15 protein-coding genes are annotated in these 19,036 nt (G+C 35.3%); 7 read left to right on the top strand and 8 right to left on the bottom strand.

Features of this window, described 5'->3' with window-relative positions; all coding sequences use genetic code 11:
- Window positions 1-4 precede the first annotated feature (4 nt).
- A complete protein-coding gene (locus tag VB776_RS24635) occupies window positions 5-1,276 on the top strand; it encodes a M14 family zinc carboxypeptidase (protein ID WP_323698808.1) in 1,272 nt (423 codons plus the stop codon).
- A 27-nt stretch (window positions 1,277-1,303) separates the two neighbouring features.
- Window positions 1,304-1,936, top strand: coding sequence for a NeuD/PglB/VioB family sugar acetyltransferase (locus tag VB776_RS20860; RefSeq protein WP_323698807.1), 633 nt, complete (start codon window positions 1,304-1,306; stop codon window positions 1,934-1,936).
- A gap of 53 nt (window positions 1,937-1,989) precedes the next feature.
- Here the strand turns inward: VB776_RS20860 and fcl are convergent, their stop codons facing one another.
- Window positions 1,990-2,931, bottom strand: coding sequence for a GDP-L-fucose synthase (fcl, locus tag VB776_RS20855; protein WP_323698806.1), 942 nt, complete (start codon window positions 2,929-2,931; stop codon window positions 1,990-1,992).
- A 189-nt stretch (window positions 2,932-3,120) separates the two neighbouring features.
- On the opposite strand from fcl, the gene VB776_RS20850 reads away from it, so the two are divergent.
- Window positions 3,121-4,116, top strand: coding sequence for a toxin-antitoxin system YwqK family antitoxin (locus VB776_RS20850; protein ID WP_323698805.1), 996 nt, complete (start codon window positions 3,121-3,123; stop codon window positions 4,114-4,116).
- A 253-nt stretch (window positions 4,117-4,369) separates the two neighbouring features.
- Here the strand turns inward: VB776_RS20850 and VB776_RS20845 are convergent, their stop codons facing one another.
- The 4 genes from VB776_RS20845 to VB776_RS20830 form a co-directional block, all read right to left on the bottom strand.
- The gene (locus VB776_RS20845; protein ID WP_323698804.1) at window positions 4,370-5,077 is read right to left on the bottom strand and encodes a head GIN domain-containing protein; all 708 of its coding nucleotides are present in this window, start codon (window positions 5,075-5,077) and stop codon (window positions 4,370-4,372) included.
- A 127-nt stretch (window positions 5,078-5,204) separates the two neighbouring features.
- Window positions 5,205-6,407, bottom strand: a complete 1,203-nt coding sequence (locus tag VB776_RS20840) for an anhydro-N-acetylmuramic acid kinase (RefSeq protein ID WP_323698803.1) — start codon at window positions 6,405-6,407, stop codon at window positions 5,205-5,207.
- A 63-nt stretch (window positions 6,408-6,470) separates the two neighbouring features.
- The gene (locus VB776_RS20835; RefSeq protein ID WP_323698802.1) at window positions 6,471-7,838 is read right to left on the bottom strand and encodes a sigma-54-dependent transcriptional regulator; all 1,368 of its coding nucleotides are present in this window, start codon (window positions 7,836-7,838) and stop codon (window positions 6,471-6,473) included.
- 157 nt (window positions 7,839-7,995) lie between these two features.
- On the bottom strand, window positions 7,996-9,195 hold the full coding sequence (locus VB776_RS20830) for an MFS transporter (protein ID WP_323698801.1): 1,200 nt from the start codon (window positions 9,193-9,195) through the stop codon (window positions 7,996-7,998).
- Between the two features lie 233 nt (window positions 9,196-9,428).
- Between VB776_RS20830 and VB776_RS20825 the strand changes: the two genes are divergently transcribed.
- Entirely contained in the window at window positions 9,429-9,620 is a 192-nt protein-coding gene (locus VB776_RS20825; RefSeq protein WP_323260537.1) for a hypothetical protein, read from the top strand.
- Between the two features lie 40 nt (window positions 9,621-9,660).
- Here VB776_RS20825 and uvrA read toward each other — a convergent pair whose 3' ends face one another.
- A complete protein-coding gene (gene uvrA / locus VB776_RS20820; RefSeq protein WP_323698800.1) occupies window positions 9,661-12,549 on the bottom strand; it encodes an excinuclease ABC subunit UvrA in 2,889 nt (962 codons plus the stop codon).
- A 201-nt stretch (window positions 12,550-12,750) separates the two neighbouring features.
- Here uvrA and VB776_RS20815 point away from each other — a divergent pair, with 201 nt between their 5' ends.
- Window positions 12,751-13,317, top strand: a complete 567-nt coding sequence (locus VB776_RS20815; protein WP_323698799.1) for a hypothetical protein — start codon at window positions 12,751-12,753, stop codon at window positions 13,315-13,317.
- A gap of 59 nt (window positions 13,318-13,376) precedes the next feature.
- Complete coding sequence (locus tag VB776_RS20810) at window positions 13,377-13,640, top strand: hypothetical protein (protein ID WP_323698798.1); 264 nt, start codon at window positions 13,377-13,379, stop codon at window positions 13,638-13,640.
- Here VB776_RS20810 and VB776_RS20805 read toward each other — a convergent pair.
- Both VB776_RS20805 and VB776_RS20800 read right to left on the bottom strand, forming a co-directional pair.
- Complete coding sequence (locus VB776_RS20805; protein ID WP_323698797.1) at window positions 13,632-16,568, bottom strand: DEAD/DEAH box helicase; 2,937 nt, start codon at window positions 16,566-16,568, stop codon at window positions 13,632-13,634. The genes VB776_RS20810 and VB776_RS20805 overlap by 9 nt on opposite strands.
- Window positions 16,569-16,820: 252 nt before the next feature.
- Window positions 16,821-18,059 (bottom strand): tetratricopeptide repeat protein, encoded by a 1,239-nt coding sequence (locus VB776_RS20800; protein ID WP_323698796.1) that lies wholly within the window; start codon window positions 18,057-18,059, stop codon window positions 16,821-16,823.
- Window positions 18,060-18,251: 192 nt separating this feature from the next.
- Between VB776_RS20800 and hpt the strand changes: the two genes are divergently transcribed.
- Window positions 18,252-18,791, top strand: a complete 540-nt coding sequence (hpt, locus tag VB776_RS20795) for a hypoxanthine phosphoribosyltransferase (protein WP_323698795.1) — start codon at window positions 18,252-18,254, stop codon at window positions 18,789-18,791.
- Window positions 18,792-19,036 lie beyond the last annotated feature (245 nt).

The raw sequence follows: 19,036 nt of genomic DNA, 5'->3' as shown, positions 1-19,036 counted from the left end.
AGCCATGAAAAAGATAATAATTACCTTGATGTTTATGATGAATGTTATATCAGAAAATTACGCTCAGAATTTAGGGAAAGTACTTCACGAAAATCACGATATTTTCCGTGAATCGACCGTAACAAAACGTAGATTCGGACACCAAACTTTGGTGGACAGAATTGAACAAATGAAGAAAAATCCTTTGTTTGAAGTATCAAAAGCTACGCAGTCGAGCGAAGGAAGAGATATTTTCTTGATAAAATGTGGTACAGGAAAAACTAAAGTACTGCTTTGGTCGCAAATGCACGGCGATGAAGCTACGGCAACAATGGCTTTGATGGATATTTTTAATTTTTTGGAAAATAAAAAAAGTACCGCCAACGAAGACCAAACACTGACGCAATTACGAACAAATTTGCTGAAAGAATGCACTTTTTATTTTGTTCCGATGTTGAATCCTGACGGGGCTGAGGCGTGGACACGCTACACGGCTTTGGGAATTGATATGAATCGTGACGCTTTGGCAACGCAAACGCCAGAAGGAAGTTTATTGAAAAAATTAGTTTTCGATTTAAAACCTGATTTTTCATTCAATCTTCACGACAAAGGCAGACGTTATTCGGCTGGTAAAACGGGAAACTTAGCCACTATTTCTTTTTTGGCAACGGCTTATAACGAAGCCCAAGAAGTAAACGAAACCCGAAAAAAAGCCATGTTGATTATCGTTGGAATGAATCATGCTTTACAGCCTTTTATTCCGAATGCCGTTGGGAAATGGCCTTCAGATTTTGAACCACGAGCTTTTGGCGATAATATTCAAAAATGGGGTTCGACCCTGATTTTGATAGAATCGGGTGGTTTTAAAGGCGACCCAGAAAAACAGTATATCCGAAAATTGAATTTTGTTTCGATACTTACAGGTTTGAAAATGATTTCGGATAAATCTTACGAAAAAGAAAATATCAAAGAGTACGATGCAATTCCTGTAAACGATAAAGTGATTTTTGATTTAATTATCAGAAATGCCACCATCAAGAAAGGAAATAGTACTTATCAAGCTGATATTGCCATTAATAGAAACGAAAAACCTGTAAAAGGCAGAGACTATTTTACGCAAAGTTCTGTCATTGAGGAAATTGGCGATATGTCGGTATTTTTTGGTACAGACGAAATTGATGCCACAGGCTTGACATTCAGTGCAGAAAAAAAAATTGGTTTGGGGCAAAAAGCGGATTTTGAATTAGTAAAAGACGGAAAAGTAATTTATAAAATTAATAACGGAGTAAAATTGTAACTTGATTCAACGAATCAGGAAAAATGTATGGAGAATCCAGTAATGATTTTAGGTGCAGGCGGTTTAGGAGCTGTCGCCCTTGATATTTTCAAGACAAATAATGTGGTAGTCTATGCTTTTTTGGACGATAACAAGGAATTGCACAATACAGAAATCGACGATGTAATCGTGATGGGAAGTACTGACGACGATGATTATACCAAATTAATCGGGAAAAGATGTGAAGTATTTATCGCAATCGACGAATTGAAAGTTCGTCAGAATTTGGTAGAAATGTTGCATAATGATAAAAAAGTACAACCTGTAAATGCCATTCACGAACAAACTGCCATTGCCGCCACTGCCACAATCGGACATGGAAATTTGATTTCAGCAGGAACAATCATTAACGCACGTGCCGAAATTGGAAGTCATAATTTACTTCACAGTCGTGTGATTGTGGATTATGATGCCAAAATAGGAGATTTCGTTCAAATTGGAGCTGGAAGTATCATCGGAGCAGGCGTTTCGGTTGATGATAACGTTTTTATTGGTTCAGGCGTAACCATTGTTTCAGGCGTGAAAATCGGAAAAGGAGCCAGAATTGGTGCAGGTTCGGTAGTCGTTGAAAGCGTGAAAGCTCGTGAAACAGTTTTCGGAAATCCAGCGAAGAAAGTATAATTTTCTTCTTCTCTATTTAGGAAAAATTCATTTCCTAAATAGAGAAGAATTCATTACAATCTCAAAGTATCGTGATGAACTAGAAAATCTTGATATGCCAAAGCAATTCCTTGTTCTAATGCGATTGTATGCTTCCACCCTTTAGCATGAAGTTTTGAAACATCCATCAATTTTCTTGGAGTACCATCTGGTTTAGCAGTATCCCAAATCAATTCACCCGTAAAACCAACTACTTTTTTTACGGTTTCCGCTAATTCCTTAATCGTTACGTCTGTTCCTGTTCCAACATTGATAAACTCTTCTTCACTGTAATTTTCCATCAAGAAAACACAAGCTTCTGCTAAATCATCAGCATGTAAAAATTCTCTCATTGGCGACCCTGTTCCCCAAAGCGTTACGGCTGCATTTCCAGCTAATTTAGCTTCATGAAATTTACGAATCATCGCAGGCATCACATGCGATTTTTGTAAATCGTAATTATCATTTGGTCCATACAAATTCGTTGGCATTACCGAAATAAAATCGCAACCGTACTGTCTTCTGTACGATTCACACATTTTAATTCCAGCAATTTTAGCAATGGCATAAGGTTCATTAGTTTCTTCCAACAAGCCTGTCAACAAATACTCTTCTTTTAAAGGCTGTGGAGCTAATTTTGGATAAATACACGAAGAACCTAAAAACATCAATTTTTTCACTTTGTTCACAAAGGAACTATGAATAACATTGTTTTGGATAGACAAGTTTTCATACAAAAAATCGGCTCTATAAGTATTGTTAGCGATAATCCCTCCTACTTTTGCCGCAGCCAGAAATACATATTCAGGCTTTTCGTTTTCAAAAAAATCGGCAACGGCTTGCTGATTGCGAAGATCAAGTTCTTTAGAGGTTTTCAAGATAAAATTAGTAAAACCTTTTTCTTGTAGTTTTCTATGAATTGCCGAACCCACCATTCCTCGGTGACCAGCGATGTAAATTTTAGCGTCTTTTTCCAAGATATATATCGTATGATTTGCTCTGTTCTTGTGATAGAACGAAATTCCTTATCTTTACTTATAAAAATAAATTATTCGTATTTTCGTTCACAAAGGTAACCATTTCAAGTTGATAACAGGAAAATCTGCTATGGTAAACCTGCTGATTTTCGATTCTTTTGATTCCATAATATCTTTTCGTCTATAAAAATGAAGTCTATCTTTTTCTTTTTAATATTTATATTTTCGTTCGTTTCCCAATGCTCATTTGCACAAAATGATGAATTCAAAACGAACGCCAAACCACAAACCGATACTTCTGCCAAGAAAAAAGGTGGGATTTTAGGCGGTTTAGGTTTAATCCAGTCTGATTTATTAGACAATGTGAAAAATGCCAAGAAAACAATACAAAATAATCAAGATGAATTTAAAAGACTAAGTAGCGATGCAGCTGATTTAACTGCTGATTTAGGTTTAAAAATCAATAAATCAAAAAAGAAAAGTAAAGTCAAGAAACAGCCTAAAGATTCCTACGAAGATATAAAATTTGAATTACGCATTGGCGAATATGGCTCAGGAACAAGATTAACCGTTGAAGAAATTCATGTACTGAGAAATCCTGACGAAGCCGAGCCAAGTATTTATGCCAAAGAAATTTGGTGGTACGACCCAAAACTTAGAAGAGTAACCAATGTGCCTAGAAAAGATAAAAACTACGGAGAAATTTGTCACGGACCTTATAAAAAATATGTAAACGATGAGTTAGTAGAAGAAGGTTTTTTCTATGTTGGTGTAAAAGATGGTCGTTGGGAAACTTATAATCAAGAGTATATTCTTCTTACAAAAGAAAAGTATAAAAAGGGCTTTTTTGCTGATTCAAAAATTAGTTATTACGACAAAACTGAGACCAAAATCAAGGAAGTAATTCCTGTAAGATACAGCAAAGTAACAGGTGAATATCGCTCATTCTATGAAGGCGGACAGCTAAAAGAAGAAGGGAAATTTGATGATAGCGTAAAAATCGGTCGTTGGCGAGAGTATCATCAATTTGGTGCGATGGGACGTTTAAAAAAGGAAACGCTTTATCCAAAAGATAAATTTGACACTTCTGAAACAGTAGTTTTGCAGGAACGAGACAACAAAGGGAAAATCATTTACGAAGCACCCAAAGCGAAAAAGAAAAGTGAAGATGAAGATGAGAATTGACAACATGTGTCATCCCGAATTTTAAAAATCATAAAAAAGAGGTCGAAAAACTAATTTCGACCTCTTTTTTATGATTGATGAGCAACGAATTCCTACTGTTTGAGCGAAGCGAGTTTAGGAATTCTTGATTTTCTTTTGTTACTTTTCTTTTATCAAGAAAAGAAAAGTAAGGACAAGGCGATAAAAACTACAAAACAACCCAAAACTCGTTATTTGATGAGAAAATTCGGGATGACTCATGTTTAGTCAAAATCTATCGTTTATGAATATCAGAACCGCCCGAAGAGCTTGATTTCACTACTCTTGCATTGCCTTTGTGATATACGTCGCTACCACCAGTAGCAGTAATACTAATTTCTTTTTCAGCCCAAACATAGGCATCAGAACCACCAGTTGACGAAACACTACAGAAACTTGTTTTTAAATCAGAAGCTTTTAAATCACTTCCTCCTGTTGATGATGCTTTAAAAACAGTAGCCGTTCCAACCAAGGTAACATCAGAACCACCCGTTGTTTGACAAGTAAGTTCGTCGGCATCAAGTTCTAATTTAACATCCGAACCCCCTGTGGCACTTACGTTAAGTTTAATTAAATCTAATCTATTTTCTGAATAAACATCTGACCCCCCTGTGGCAGAAATACCAGCTAAATCTTTTATCGTAACATATACTTTTACTGGTTTAGAATTCCAATTAAACCAACCCCATTTAGAGTTTTCAACATAGATACTCAAGCCTCCATCTTTTACTTCTGTAACGATGTCATTGATTTTATCCTTATCAGCACTCACAGTAACTGATTGTGCATTTCCTTGCTTAATATACAAATCTATCCCACTTGTAACTCGAATAGTTTTGAAACTACCAATTGTACGGTTTTCTTTAGTAAGTTGTGCAAAAGTGGTTACTACTGAAAAAAACGTAATAAATACGATTGAAAGAGATTTAGCGATGTTTTTCATGATGCTTATTGTCTAATTGTGAATGTATGAGTTTTGAAATCAATTAAAAAGTTACCGAAATCCGACATCAGAAATCCGACATCCTACAACTCTCTCATTAGATGCAAAGCAACAATCAAAGGTTGCACTAACTTGGAAAAGAAATCTTGCCCATCGCTACCGAAGGAATTCCTTTTCTTGTGCCAAAATCTGATTCTCCTCCTGCAACTGTCTCATTGGCTAAAATGGCGAAAAGTACTGCTTCCTTCGCATCGCCAGAAATACCCAAATCATCCGTTTTAAAGAAATTAGCAGGAATTAATTCTTTCAACCATTGAACCAACAATGGATTATGCATTCCTCCACCCGAAAGATAAATATTGAAATCTGCTAACGATTGCGAACCAACCGCCCAATGAATAGCTTCTGAAATGGTTTCAGCACTGAATCGAGTAAGCGTTGCCAATAAATCATTCACCGCAATATTTTCTGTTTTACTGAGTACTTGAGCATTCTTGACATAATCAATACTGAATAATTCTGGACCAGTTGTTTTTGGAAAAGGTGCAAAAAAGAAATTATCTGCTTTTAATACTTCTAATAATCTTGTGTTTACAGTTCCTTGTTTGGCAATGGCAGCATCTTTGTCGTAAGCCAATTCAGGGAAATAATATCTTGTAAAAGCATCAATCAAGGTATTTCCTGTTCCAGTATCCGTTACAAATACTTCTTCTGGATTCATACTGGCGGGTAAAAAAGTAAAATTAGCAATCCCACCCATATTGAGCATAATACGATTTTCACCCTTTTTTCCGAAAATAAAGTAATCTCCATAAACGGCTAAAGGAGCACCTTCACCACCAGCCGCAATATGTTTTTGCCTGAAATCAGACAGGGTAATAATGCCTGTTTTTACAGCGATATGGTCGCCATCGCCAATTTGTAAAGTGGCATTCGGAAACATTTCTTGCTGATGCAAAATTTTAGGAGCGTGCATCACAGTTTGTCCATGCGAAGCGACTAAATCTATTTCTTCTGCGTCAATTTTCCACGTTTTCAAACAATCCAAAATCATTTCAGCATGTAATAAACCTATCCATTCATTCAATAAAGCTAAGTGTTGAAAATCTATTGTTTTTTTGGCAAATACCTTTCTAATTTCAATTTTGATGGCTTCTGAATAATCAACCGTTTCAAAATTCAATAGCTTAACAACTGTTCCTTCGCCACTTCCTGAAATTTCACAAAGAGCAACATCCAAACCATCCATTGAAGTACCAGACATTAAACCAATAATTTTTCGAGATGTTTTTCCAGCTAGTTGATAAAGTTTTTCTACGTTTTTATTCATGTTTTTTATCTAATTGTGCATTGAATTTAGTTGTTTAGCATATCATTTATCGCTGAAATTTGATTAAATATCATACTTCCCTAAACGTCTATACAAAGCGGTCCGAGTTAAACCTAATTCACGAGCAGCTTTGGTGATATTTCCGTCATGTCTTTCGATGGCTTTCAGAATGGTTGATTTTTCCATTTCATCAATCCGTAAAGTATTTGGTTCACTACTCACAGCTATCGGATTTTCGATAGAAGAACTTAAGTCCAAATCACGAGCTGTTAATACTTGTTCATCCGACATAATTACGGCTCTTTCGATGGCATGTTGCAATTCCCGAATATTCCCAGGAAAAGCATATTTACGCAATTTGTCTTTGGCTTTTTCGTCAATTTCATGAAGATTTTTATGATATTGTTGAGCGTAAGTTTTTGTAAAATACTCCGCTAGTAAAACAACATCATCGCCACGACTACGAAGTGGTGGCAAAGTAATTTCAATGGTATTGAGTCGATAAATTAAATCTTTACGATACTGATTTTGTGCCGACATTTCTTTGATTGGAGCATTCGTTGCAGAAATTAAACGAATATCAATAGATACAGGCGTGTTTGTTCCCAAACGAGTTACTTCTCTATTCTGCAAAACAGTCAATAATTTTGCTTGCTGTGGCAAAGAAATATTTCCGATTTCATCCAAAAATAAAGTGCCTTTATTAGCAGATTCAAAACGACCAGCACGATCTTCACGGGCATCGGTAAATGCTCCTTTTTTATGTCCGAACAATTCAGATTCAAATAAGCTTTCCGTTAAAGAACCCAAATCTGCATGAACAAAAGGTTTGCCTGCTCGCAATGATTTCTGATGAATCAATTTTGCTACTTCTCCTTTTCCTGTTCCGTTTTCTCCCAAAATTAGAATATTAGCATCCGTCGGAGCAATCTTTTCAATTTTATAGAAAATATCCTGCATGGCTTCACTTTTACCAAGCAAAGAATTGATAATGGTCGGTGCTACACTTTTTTTATTTTTATTTGAGACAGGATTTTCTAAAGCAGATTTTTCAAGAGCTTCTTCAATAGTGACCAATAATTTTTCATTTCGCCAAGGTTTCAATACAAAATCAGTTGCTCCTTCTTTCACCGAACGTACTGCCAAATCAATATCTCCATAAGCAGTAATCATAATTACGGCTACAGATTTATTAATTTCTCTAATTTTTCTCAACCAAAAAATGCCTTCATTTCCTGTATTTAATGAACTTTTGTAATTCATATCCAGCAAAATCAAATCGAATTGAGTTTGAGCCAATAATGATTGAATACGTTCAGGATTTTTTTCGGTAACGATTTCTTTTACTTCAGGACGAAGTAACATTTTCACAGCAACCAGTACATCTGGGTCATCGTCGATAGCAAGTATTTTGGCGTTTTTTAGAGACATGTTAGAGATTTAAGCTATGAGTTTTGAGCTATAAGCTTTTTTAAACAGAGTGAGCGGTTATAGTTAAAAAGTTCAAAACTGATAGCTCAAAGCTCATGGCTGAAAGCTGACAGCTTATTCAAAGATACAATATTGATAACAAAGGTTGCATCAGATTTTACTTCAAAGTTTTTAAATACAAAAAGCCAACTGTTGATAACAAGCAAAAACAACCCATTACATACCACAAAGTAGTAAAACCGAAATTATCAACTACTTGCGAGCCAATGGTTGGCGAGGTAATTTGTGCAAAAGAATAACACATGGTGTACATGGCAATGTACTGTCCACGGTTAGATTCATCTGAGCGTTCTATCGAAAAACTTTGCATGAATGGCATCGCAAACATTTCTCCTACAGTATTCAAAATGATGGAAATCCACAATATTCCGACAAAAAAATAGGTATTAAAAACCCAAAAAGACAAAGCTGTTAAGGCTGTTCCAATCGCAATCAGGTTTGTTTTTAGGAATTTACCATCTAATTGATGTACCAAAATCATTTCGATAAAAGCAATCATCAAGCCATTACAAACCATCAATAAACCAATTTGCGATTCGGGTAAATGATACACCGTTCTGAAATACAGCGGTTCTAAACTGAATAATTGAAAAAATGAAATGGCGTATAGCGTAACACAAACCATAAAAAACCAATATACTTTATCTTGATAAGGTGAACGTATTAATGGTTTTGCTAACAATGTTTCAGCCTCATTTTTACTTTTTTGAACAGGTACTTTTAGTAAAACTCTTAACAAAATGGCGGCTACAATACAAGTAATTCCATCTGCCCAAAAGAGTAAATCGTAATTGATTTCGGCAAGAATTCCACCCATTCCACCACCTATCGACCAACCTAAATTAATTGCTAAACGATTCAAAGAAAAAGAACGAGTACGGTTTTCCACTTCACTATAATACGCTAAAGCAGCAGCATTGGCTGGACGAAAACAATCACCCAATAAAGTAAAAATGAATACTCCTGTACAAATGGCATAAAAATTAGTGAGGTGCATTATCACCAATAACATCATTCCTGCGAACAGTAAACTGAAAAATTGGATGTAATAAAACCCGACTTTATCCGTCAGTTTTCCTCCTAAAAAAGTACCAAATAATGCTCCTGTTCCATACACGCCCATCACAATACCAGCATCGGTTACACTAAAATGTAATTTCTGGGTTAAGTAAAGCGACAAGAAAGGTAAAACCATTGTACCACTTCTGTTTACAAACATTACTCCAGAAAGTAACCATACAGATTTGGGTAATCCTAAGTAAGCATTTCTATAAAGTTGTAACGATTTAGCAAACATCAGGGATTATAGGTATTTAGTATTGAAAAGCTATTAATATTGACTGAAAATAAGCTTTTGATTTATTTCCAATATTTTAAGAGATAAAAAAACGTGTTGTTTGACAAAAAACAGGAAGAAATTATTTTTTTGTCAAACAAAAAATATTAACTTATGTTCAGAATTAATAGAAAATGACCTTTAAACGCATTTCACCTTAGACAAGCCCCAAAACGATGAAAAAAAAGCCTCTCATGTTAACAGCGGAATCCGTTGAAGTCTTAGTAACTAATATCGTCGAAGAATTATTGAAAGGACAAAACACTTACAAATCAGAAACAGACGCACTGAAACGCAAGATTAAAATTGGTATGCTTAGAACACTTACCTATCAAAAATTAATCAGAAAACAGCAACTCATCAACACTAGTCAACAGAACAACTAAATCATTTTAACTTTACCGCCATAAAGTCAAAATGAGTAAATTATTTCAATTTTTCCTTCAAAAAGTCTGCCGTGTAATTCCCTTCTATCTTAGCCATTTGTTCGGGTGTTCCTTCAAAAGTAACAAAACCTCCTTTTTCTCCGCCTTCTGGACCCAAGTCGATGATATAATCTGAAGATTTTATCACTTCCATATTATGCTCAATAATAATTACTGAATCTCCTTGTTCTACTAAAGCATTGATGGCTTTCAAAAGTTTCTTGATGTCATGAAAATGTAAGCCTGTGGTTGGTTCATCAAAAATGAAAAGCGTTTTACCTTTGTTCGAGTTTCCTTTTCCTAAGAAACTTGCCAATTTTACTCTTTGGGCTTCTCCGCCCGAAAGTGAATTAGACGATTGCCCCAATTTCACATAACCCAAACCAACTTCTTGTAAAGGCAATAATTTATCGGCTAATTTAGCTTGGTCTTTCTTGAAAAGGTCAATCGCTTCATCGACAGTCATGTCTAATATATCTGCAATGTCTTTCTCATTGAATTTTACGTCTAAAATTTCTTGTTTAAAACGTTTTCCTCCACAAGACTCACATTTCAATTTTACATCCGCCATAAATTGCATTTCAATCGTCACGAAGCCTTCTCCTTGACAGGTTTCGCAACGTCCGCCTTCTACATTGAATGAAAAATGTGCAGGCTTATAACCTCTGGCTTTGGCAATTGGTTGTTCGGAATACAATAATCTGATTTGGTCATAAGCCTTAATGTATGTCACAGGATTTGAGCGAGACGATTTCCCAATCGGATTTTGGTCAACCATTTCTACAGCTTCAATTTTGCCAATACTTCCACTAATTTCGGCATATTTCCCTGCTTCGTCGGTATAAGTTCCCAAATGACGACCCAAAGCTGGATACAAAATTTTACGAATTAACGTAGATTTTCCCGAACCACTTACACCCGTTACAGCCGTCAAAATTCCCAAAGGAAACTTAACACTAACATCCTTTAAATTATTTTCGTAAGCACCTTTTACTTCAATAAAACTGGTTGATTTTCTACGGAATTTGGGTACTTCTATCGTATCGTGTCCTGTTAAAAAATTAATCGTATGCGAAAACCCAGCTTCTGGTTTTGCTTTCGTTTCAATATCATTAATGGTTTCCCAATTTCCTTGAAAAACCAATTTCCCGCCATTACTTCCTGCATCTGGACCAATATCAATAATTTGGTCAGCCGCACGCATTACTTCTTCTTCGTGTTCTACCACAATGACGGTGTTGCCCATATCTCGCAGAGATTCCAACACTGAAACCAATCTTTGCGTATCTCTTGGATGTAAACCGATAGAAGGTTCATCTAAAATGTACATTGAACCCACCAAGGCACTTCCCAAAGAAGTAGCCAATTTGATGCGTTGGAATTCGCCTCCTGAAAGTGTTGAAGACAAGCGGTTAAGTGTTAAATAGCCCAATCCAACTTTCTCCATATATTCTAAACGAGTTTCTATTTCTACTAAAATTCTTTTAGAAACCCCATATTGATAATCAGGCAAATCAAGATTTTTGAAGTAATCGCTTACATCACTCAAAGGCATGAGTACCAAATCAATGATTGATTTTCCTGCGATTTTCACATAACCTGCATCTTTTCGCAAACGTGAACCTTTACAATCTGGACAAGTAGTTCGCCCACGATAGCGTGAAAGCATTACTCGGTACTGGATTTTATGCGTTTCTTTTTCCAACATCGCAAAGAAATCATCCAGACCTTGAAAGTACTCATTTCCCGTCCAGAGTAATTCCTTTTGCTCGTCTGTCAAATCTTTGTAAGGTCGATGAATTGGGAAATCGAATTTTGTACCCTTTTTCAACAATGGAATCAGCCATTCGCTCATTTTATCGGTTCTCCACGGAGCAATCGCTCCTTCATAAACAGAAACACCTTTATCAGGAATGATTAAATCAGGGTCAAGTCCGAGAATTCTACCAAAACCTTCACAGCGTTTACAAGCACCATAAGGATTGTTGAAGCTCAATAAATTCAAAGAAGGTTCTTCAAAAACAATTCCGTCGGCTTCAAAACGATCGGAGAATATTTTCGTTTCATCGCCTACAATTTCTACAAAACAAGTACCATTTCCTTCAAAAAAAGCCGTTTGAATAGAATCCGAAAGACGAAATTGTGTTTCCTCTTCAGGTTGTCCGTCGGCTTCTTTTTTAATCACCACACGGTCGATGAGAATTTTATAATTATTACTGAATAAATCTATGGCAGGAAGATTTTTCAGTGCTTCTTTATCTTCTAAAAGTTCTTCTAAAAATTTCGTTTCTTCATCAATGACAATACGAGTATAGCCTTTTTGAAGTAGAATTTTCATTTCTTCTGAAAGCTTCCGTCCTTCTTTCAAATACAGCGGCGACAGCACCATTACTCTTTGTCCTTCGTCTTTAGTAAACAAATAATTCACAACATCCGTCACGGTATCTTTACGTACTTCATTTCCAGAAATCGGCGAAAAGGTTATTCCAATTCTGGCAAAAAGCAATTTTAGATAATCGTAAATTTCAGTGGTAGTTCCCACCGTAGAGCGAGGATTTTTACTCGAAACTTTTTGTTCGATGGCAATCGCTGGCGAAATTCCTTTGATGTAATCGACATCAGGTTTTTCCATTCGTCCCAAGAATTGACGAGTATAAGAACTTAAACTTTCAACGTACATCCGTTGCCCTTCGGCAAAAAGTGTATCAAAAGCTAAGGACGATTTTCCCGAACCCGACAAACCCGTAATCACGACCAGTTTATTGCGAGGAATGGCAACATCAATATTTTTTAGGTTATTTACTCTTGCCCCTTTGATGATGATAAAACGTTTTGGGTCAAGGTCTTCAAATGCAGTATGAGGCTGGTTGATGATTTCGGAATTGTTCATGAAACAAAGATAAGAAATTCTAGACTGTGAAAACTGGCTTTTCAACAATCAAACAATGATAAAAAAGGCAAGAAATTAAACCTATTTATTAGGAGACACGTTTTCCAAAAAGATTGTTTCGTGCTTTACAAGAAAATAGATAATCTTTGCGTTAAATTAGCGGATTCTATTAAGGTTTCTAGGAAAAAATAAATTATAACCATGCAAAAATTACTTTTTATCATTCTAATCTCTATTGCTGCTTATACAACTTCTTATTCACAAGCTCCTGTTGTTATTAAACAAGATAGTTCTGTTCGGGATTTAGACGAAGAACAAGACGTTAGAGATTTACCTTTTAGCCAAAGAATACGTTTTGGTGGCGGACTTGGTGGTTTGCAATTTGGAAATCCAACAGTAATTGGTATTTCGCCGATGGTTGGTTATCAAGCCACTAATGATTTTATCGTTGGTGTTGCAGTTGACTATCAATATTACAAGCAAAAATACTTTGCTTCGCTAAACCAGTACGGACCAAGAGTTTTCGGACAGTATCGTCTGCATTTCTTGGATAATATTGCATCGAATATGTTTGCTCAGGCAGAACTACAAAAGTATTATTATAAACAAGCGGGTGCTTCATTTGAATATCCTGTACAAACCTTGGCAGGTCTTGGCTTTGGTTTTGGAGGTTTTCAAATCACCGCTCTGTATAACCTTACTTATAAAGAATATAATTCTCCTTACGGTAGTCCATTGGTATTACGTGTTGGTGGATTTTTCTTCTAAAAAATACTTTATTACAATTACATAAGGCGGGTTTTCAATCCGCCTATTTTTTTGAGAAAATGCAAAAAAAGAAATCAATTTTCGATAAACTCAGACCTCTTTTATTATCCCTCATTGCTGGGATACTATCTGTATTTTTCTTCGTAGAAATCATCTTGGTTGCCTTTTTAATTTATATTTGGTATTCAACACCTGCCAATACAAGTGCTAATTACCTTGAAGAAGGAATCATTATCACAATCATTTTAACGATTCTAACGTATTTCATGAAGGTGAAATTTGACAAATTGGTTAGTTCGGAGAAAAAGAAAATTTTATTCTAATAAAGCCAAAACATCGTCTTTGGTTAAAGATTTCACAAAGCTTTCTTCTGTCGTAATTAATTCATTGGCAAGACGTTGTTTGCTTTGTTGTAAAGCCAAAATCTTTTCTTCAACGGTATTTTTTGTAATGAATTTATAGGTAAATACTGTATTTACTTGCCCGATTCTATGTGCTCTGTCGATGGCTTGTGCCTCAATCGCAGGATTCCACCAAGGGTCTAAAATAAAGACATAATCGGCAGCCGTTAAATTGAGTCCCAAACCTCCAGCTTTTAAAGAAATCAAGAAAATCTGTATATCTTCATTTTGCTGGAATTTCTCTACTTGTGCTTGGCGGTCGTGCGTACTTCCATCCAAATACGCATAAGGACGAGCCTCTTTATCAAGGCGTTCTCTGAAAAGGTCAAGATGTTTTACAAATTGACTAAAAATCAACACTTTATGTCCTTTACCTAAAATAGATTCCAGTTTGTCCATCACGTCTTCCAATTTTCCAGAATCTCCTTCATAGTCAGTATCAACCATTCTTGGATGATTCGCCAATTGTCTTAATTTGGTTAAACCTTGTAGCACAATCATTTGCGACATAGCCATTCCTTGCTCATCGATATGTGCTAGAATCAAGTTTCTGAAATACGATTTTGCTTCTTCGTACTCCTTTTCTTGGTGTTCCGACATTTGTGCATAATGAATACTCTCTATCTTCGGAGGCAATTCTGTAGCTACTTGCGATTTATGTCTTCGCAACATAAATGGTTTGATGATTGAATACAAGCGATGGATTTTTGCATCATCGCCCTTTTTTTCAATCGGAACTTGAAATTCATTTCTGAAAAAATGTTGAGTTCCCAATAATCCTGGATTAATGAAAGTCATTTGCGACCATAAATCCATCGTACTATTTTCAAGCGGAGTACCAGTAAGTACCAAACGGTTGCGGGAATTCAATTGCATTACCGCTTTCGTAATGTATGATGACGGGTTCTTTATCGCTTGCGATTCATCCAAAATCACATAATTAAAACGGTAATTTTTTAGTAAATCAATATCAATTCTAATAATGCCGTAGGTTGTCAATACAACATCATAATTATCAAATACTTCAATATTTTTATCCCGATAAGTACCAGTATAAGTCAATATTTTTAGTTCAGGTGTGAATTTGCGAGCTTCCATTTCCCAATTATAAATCAAGGAAGTAGGCAAAATCAATAAACTGGGTTGCCCTATTTTTTGCTCTTTTTGCGATTGCAATAATGTTAAGGTTTGAACAGTTTTTCCTAAACCCATATCATCTGCCAAGCAACCGCCAAAATGATAATCGTTCAAAAAGCGCATCCAATCGTAACCCGCTTTTTGGTATGGACGCAAACTCCCTCTGAAACCTTTTGGTAAATCATAAGCATGGATTTCATCAAAATCTCGTAGCTTTTCTAATTTTCTGCTGAGTACTGCCGTAGCCAAAGATTCACTCTGTAAATCTTGTACCAATGAAAGGTGATGCTTTTTCAGAATAAAGCCATCTCTTTCAGTATGATGTTCGATAAAAGCGAATAGCTCTGAATATTGAGTAAACCAAACTTCTGGAATCACGGCAACTTCACCGTTGGGCAAAGTAAATTCTTTCTTTTTCTGTAAAATCAAATTACGAAGTTTCAAAAAAGGAATTTCAAAATCCCCAAAATGAACAATGGCATTAATATCAAACCAATCGTTTCCTTCTGTAATATTTACTTCAATGTTTGAAAAACCCAAGAAATACTTTTTGCCATCATCTTCCACGCTTTGTTCTATGCCAAAACCCGCTTCGGTTAAGGTTTGATAATTCTTCTGAATCCAAGCAAAAGCTTCACTTTTTGGTAAAATCATTTTACCATTTTTAAGCTCCAAACCCAATGTGTCAAGCATCGCCAAAGTAGATTTTTCGAAAGTTAAATCTCTTCGTACTTTATGGAAAACGTAGTCGTCTCCCTTTTTTTCCATGCTAACATTCACTTCTGTAGAAAAACTATCGAACTTAAAAGCATATTCTCCATATTTAAAAGCCAAACTTATCGACAATTCTACATCTTCATCTTTCAGGTTATCAATATCGTCGTTATCTGCTAGTGCTGTTTGAAGACTTCGAGATTCCGCAAGATTCAAAATTGGAATGCCTGCATAAGCTTCCGAACGAATTTCAAAACCTTTTGCATAAACATCAAACATAGTAATGATTGACGAAACGAATTTTCGATAATAATCTTCCTCAATGGTTTTAGGAATCACGATAAAACGCTTTTGTAGAAAAGGACGAAGCTTTTTCCCATCTACTTCTTTGGCAAAATGGTAAAGTTTGTTTTCGATAATAATCCAAGCGGGTTCGTCGCAAACGATAAAGGCATTTTTATATTGAAAATCCACTTTAGCACCCGCATATTTAATCGTCGGGAAATAGTGTGTATTATCTGTATTCCTCATGAAATGAAAAAGTACGGTCGCTTTTTCAGGTAATACTTCTACTTGTTGCCAAATTGGATTACCATCACTGCCCATGATGAACAGTTTTTTCCCAAGCAACAAAGGCATCATTTCAGCTTTTACTTTTTCTACATAGGTAGCAATCATTTCTTGTAAAGCTTTTTCCCCTTTTTGTGAGTCATATACTTTCAAGAAAAAATCAACGACTGAACGCTTTTTTGAGCCTACAAATTTTTTGTAAATATTTTCTGATTGAAGCGAATTTATCAGTTTTACGAGTTGTAAATCATTTTTATCTAAGCCATGTGCAAACTCGTTGATGTTTTTGATGGATACGTTTTGATTCAACAAAGTAAGTTCTTCTTTATCGTCGAGTTGAACAATAAAAGCTTCAAAGAGGTATCCGAGATATTCATGACTGAGTACCGAATAAATGATTTGAAATGGTTGAGCAGTAGAAACTTTCATGATATGTTAAATAGATTCAATGTTCTGAAATACAGTAGAGGTAATGAATTTTCAACGATAAAGTTGCTGAACAGAGCGAGAAGTACATTTATTTGAATAATTATGAATTTTAAATATAGACAAATATGATGATACTTCCCAAATAATTCATTACAAATTTGGAGGAGCAGGCATTAAAAAATAAAAGCCATGACTTGCGTCAGGGCTTTATATTGTAATAAATCTATGAAAGATTTTACCTTGTGTAAATCATTACTTTTTCTTTCTGCGAGCCTTTTTAGCTTCGGCAAGTAATTTTTTAGCTTCTTCTCGTTGTGACGATTTACGCTCAGAATCTTCAATTACTTGTTTGAAGTATTCAATTGCTTTATCATAATCTTGTTCTTGCGAAGCGATTTTTCCTAAAGCAATCATCGATGACCAGTAATAACCTGAATTTGTAGAGCCAGTTTGTTTAGCAAAATCTATCGTTTTTTGATAATAAGCTCTTGCTTCTTTGGCATCTCTGTCATAATTCATGGCATAATAGCCCAAAATATAAGCGGCATATCTACCACTTACGCCTTCATAACCGGGATAATGTTCCTCTATTTTTTGAAGGATACTTTTGGCAATCGTTTTTGCTTCCGTTACTCTACCCGCTACAAAAGCACTTCTTGCATAAAATCTTTGAAAAAATGGATTGTCGGGATAAGTTTCATAAGTGTATTTCGACAAATTCAAGGCTTTTTCATTCATGTTTTCCATGCCATAAATCTGCAATAAAAAGTAACGGGCTTCTGTACGAGTATAAAAAGCATTATAACTTACTTTTTCTAACTGACTGATTCCCTTTGGCTTATCACCTTTTGGGAACAACCAAAGTACTGGACGAAGCATAGCATAATTTTCTTTTACATAATGAAAATAGTAATTATACAATCCGTCGCCAAACATCAATTCTGGACTAAAATCAGAGAAACTTCTTGAGCGGTCGAGATACTTCAACGCATTTTTTGCGGCAAAAGTCGCTTTCGTCCAATGTTTTCTTTCAGAATGTAAACGTCCTTTAAAAGCATAAGCTGCCGCCATAAAAAAAGCCGCTTCTGGGTTTTCAGAATCATCCCAAATTTTTTCTGCTTTTTCAATACTCTTGTCCATGTAATCAATACAACGTTCGTCGTAAATTACATTTTCGGTATTAGGTACAATTTTCCACCACTCCATCAAACCCAATAAAAAATCAGGAAGTGGATGGTCAGGATATTTTACTTTCAAGTAATTGAATTCACGTTCGGCTTCGTAAAACTTAAAATTATACATGTGATTGATTGCCTGCGTAGCTTCAATCTGAACTTCAGCCGTTAGCAAAAGCATCCCTTTTGAACGCTCCTGTTCTGCTTTTTCAGTATCTTTCCACCATTGTGCTTTGGCGTTTTGTTGTTGCGAAAACATCAAAAAACACAAGAGGAATACTTTTATATAAATCGAGAAATCAAATATTTTTTTCATGGATGATTGTCTTTTCTGGATGTAAATTTAAGGAAATTTTAAGTATTGCTCTAACGAATGATACAACGAAAAGCATTATTAAAAAGTGTTGTGAAGATTTGAGAATATATTTCATTAAATATTTTCTGATATTTCAAGATTTGTCTAAACGTTCAGTTTAGCGTATTTTTACAAATTAGCAATCAAGTATTTATGAAATCCACGATACAAGTACACGACAAACATTTTGAAGTATTCATCCAACAAAGTGTTTTAGAAAAGCGAATCGCTGCACTCGCTTCATCCATCAATCAAGACTATGCTGGAAAACAACCTTTGTTTTTAGCCATTTTGAATGGTTCATTTATGTTTGCCGCCGAATTGATGAAATCAATCACTGTTTCTTGTGAAATTACTTTTCTACGGGTTTCATCATATCAAGCAACTGAATCTACGGGAAAAGTACACCAAATTTTGGGTTTGTCAGAAAGTATCGAAAATCGTGATATTATCATTATTGAGGATATTATTGATACTGGTTTGACGATGATTGAAATCAAAAAGCAATTATTGGCACAGAACCCAAGTTCTTTGACGATTGCAACACTTTTCCAAAAACCAGAAGCCTTGAAACAACCGATTGAGATAGAATACATTGGATTCGAGATTGAAAATAAATTTGTGTTGGGTTACGGTTTAGATTACGATGGATTGGGTAGGAATTTAGCAGACTTGTATGTGTTGAGTGAGTAATTTTTTGATGCTAATTGTTTGATTTAGGATAAAATAAAAATTTCAACTTCTATTTTCTTGACTATTATTATAAGTAGTTCATGAAAAGCGTTGAGAATTAAACACCTGCATATCAATACTTTAAAATCGAAACTCATCATTCATAATTCATCACTCTTAATTATTTTGTGTCCATTCAACACAAAAAAGAGAACAGATAGCCTAAATCCGTCCTTCGAAAGCTAAATATCATACTTTATTTGATT

Source organism: Arcicella gelida (assembly GCF_034931025.1).
GTDB classification, from domain to species: Bacteria; Bacteroidota; Bacteroidia; order Cytophagales; family Spirosomataceae; genus Arcicella; species Arcicella gelida.
Note: the sequence above shows the minus strand (reverse complement) of the source record. Positions and strands in the feature narration are given on the sequence as shown.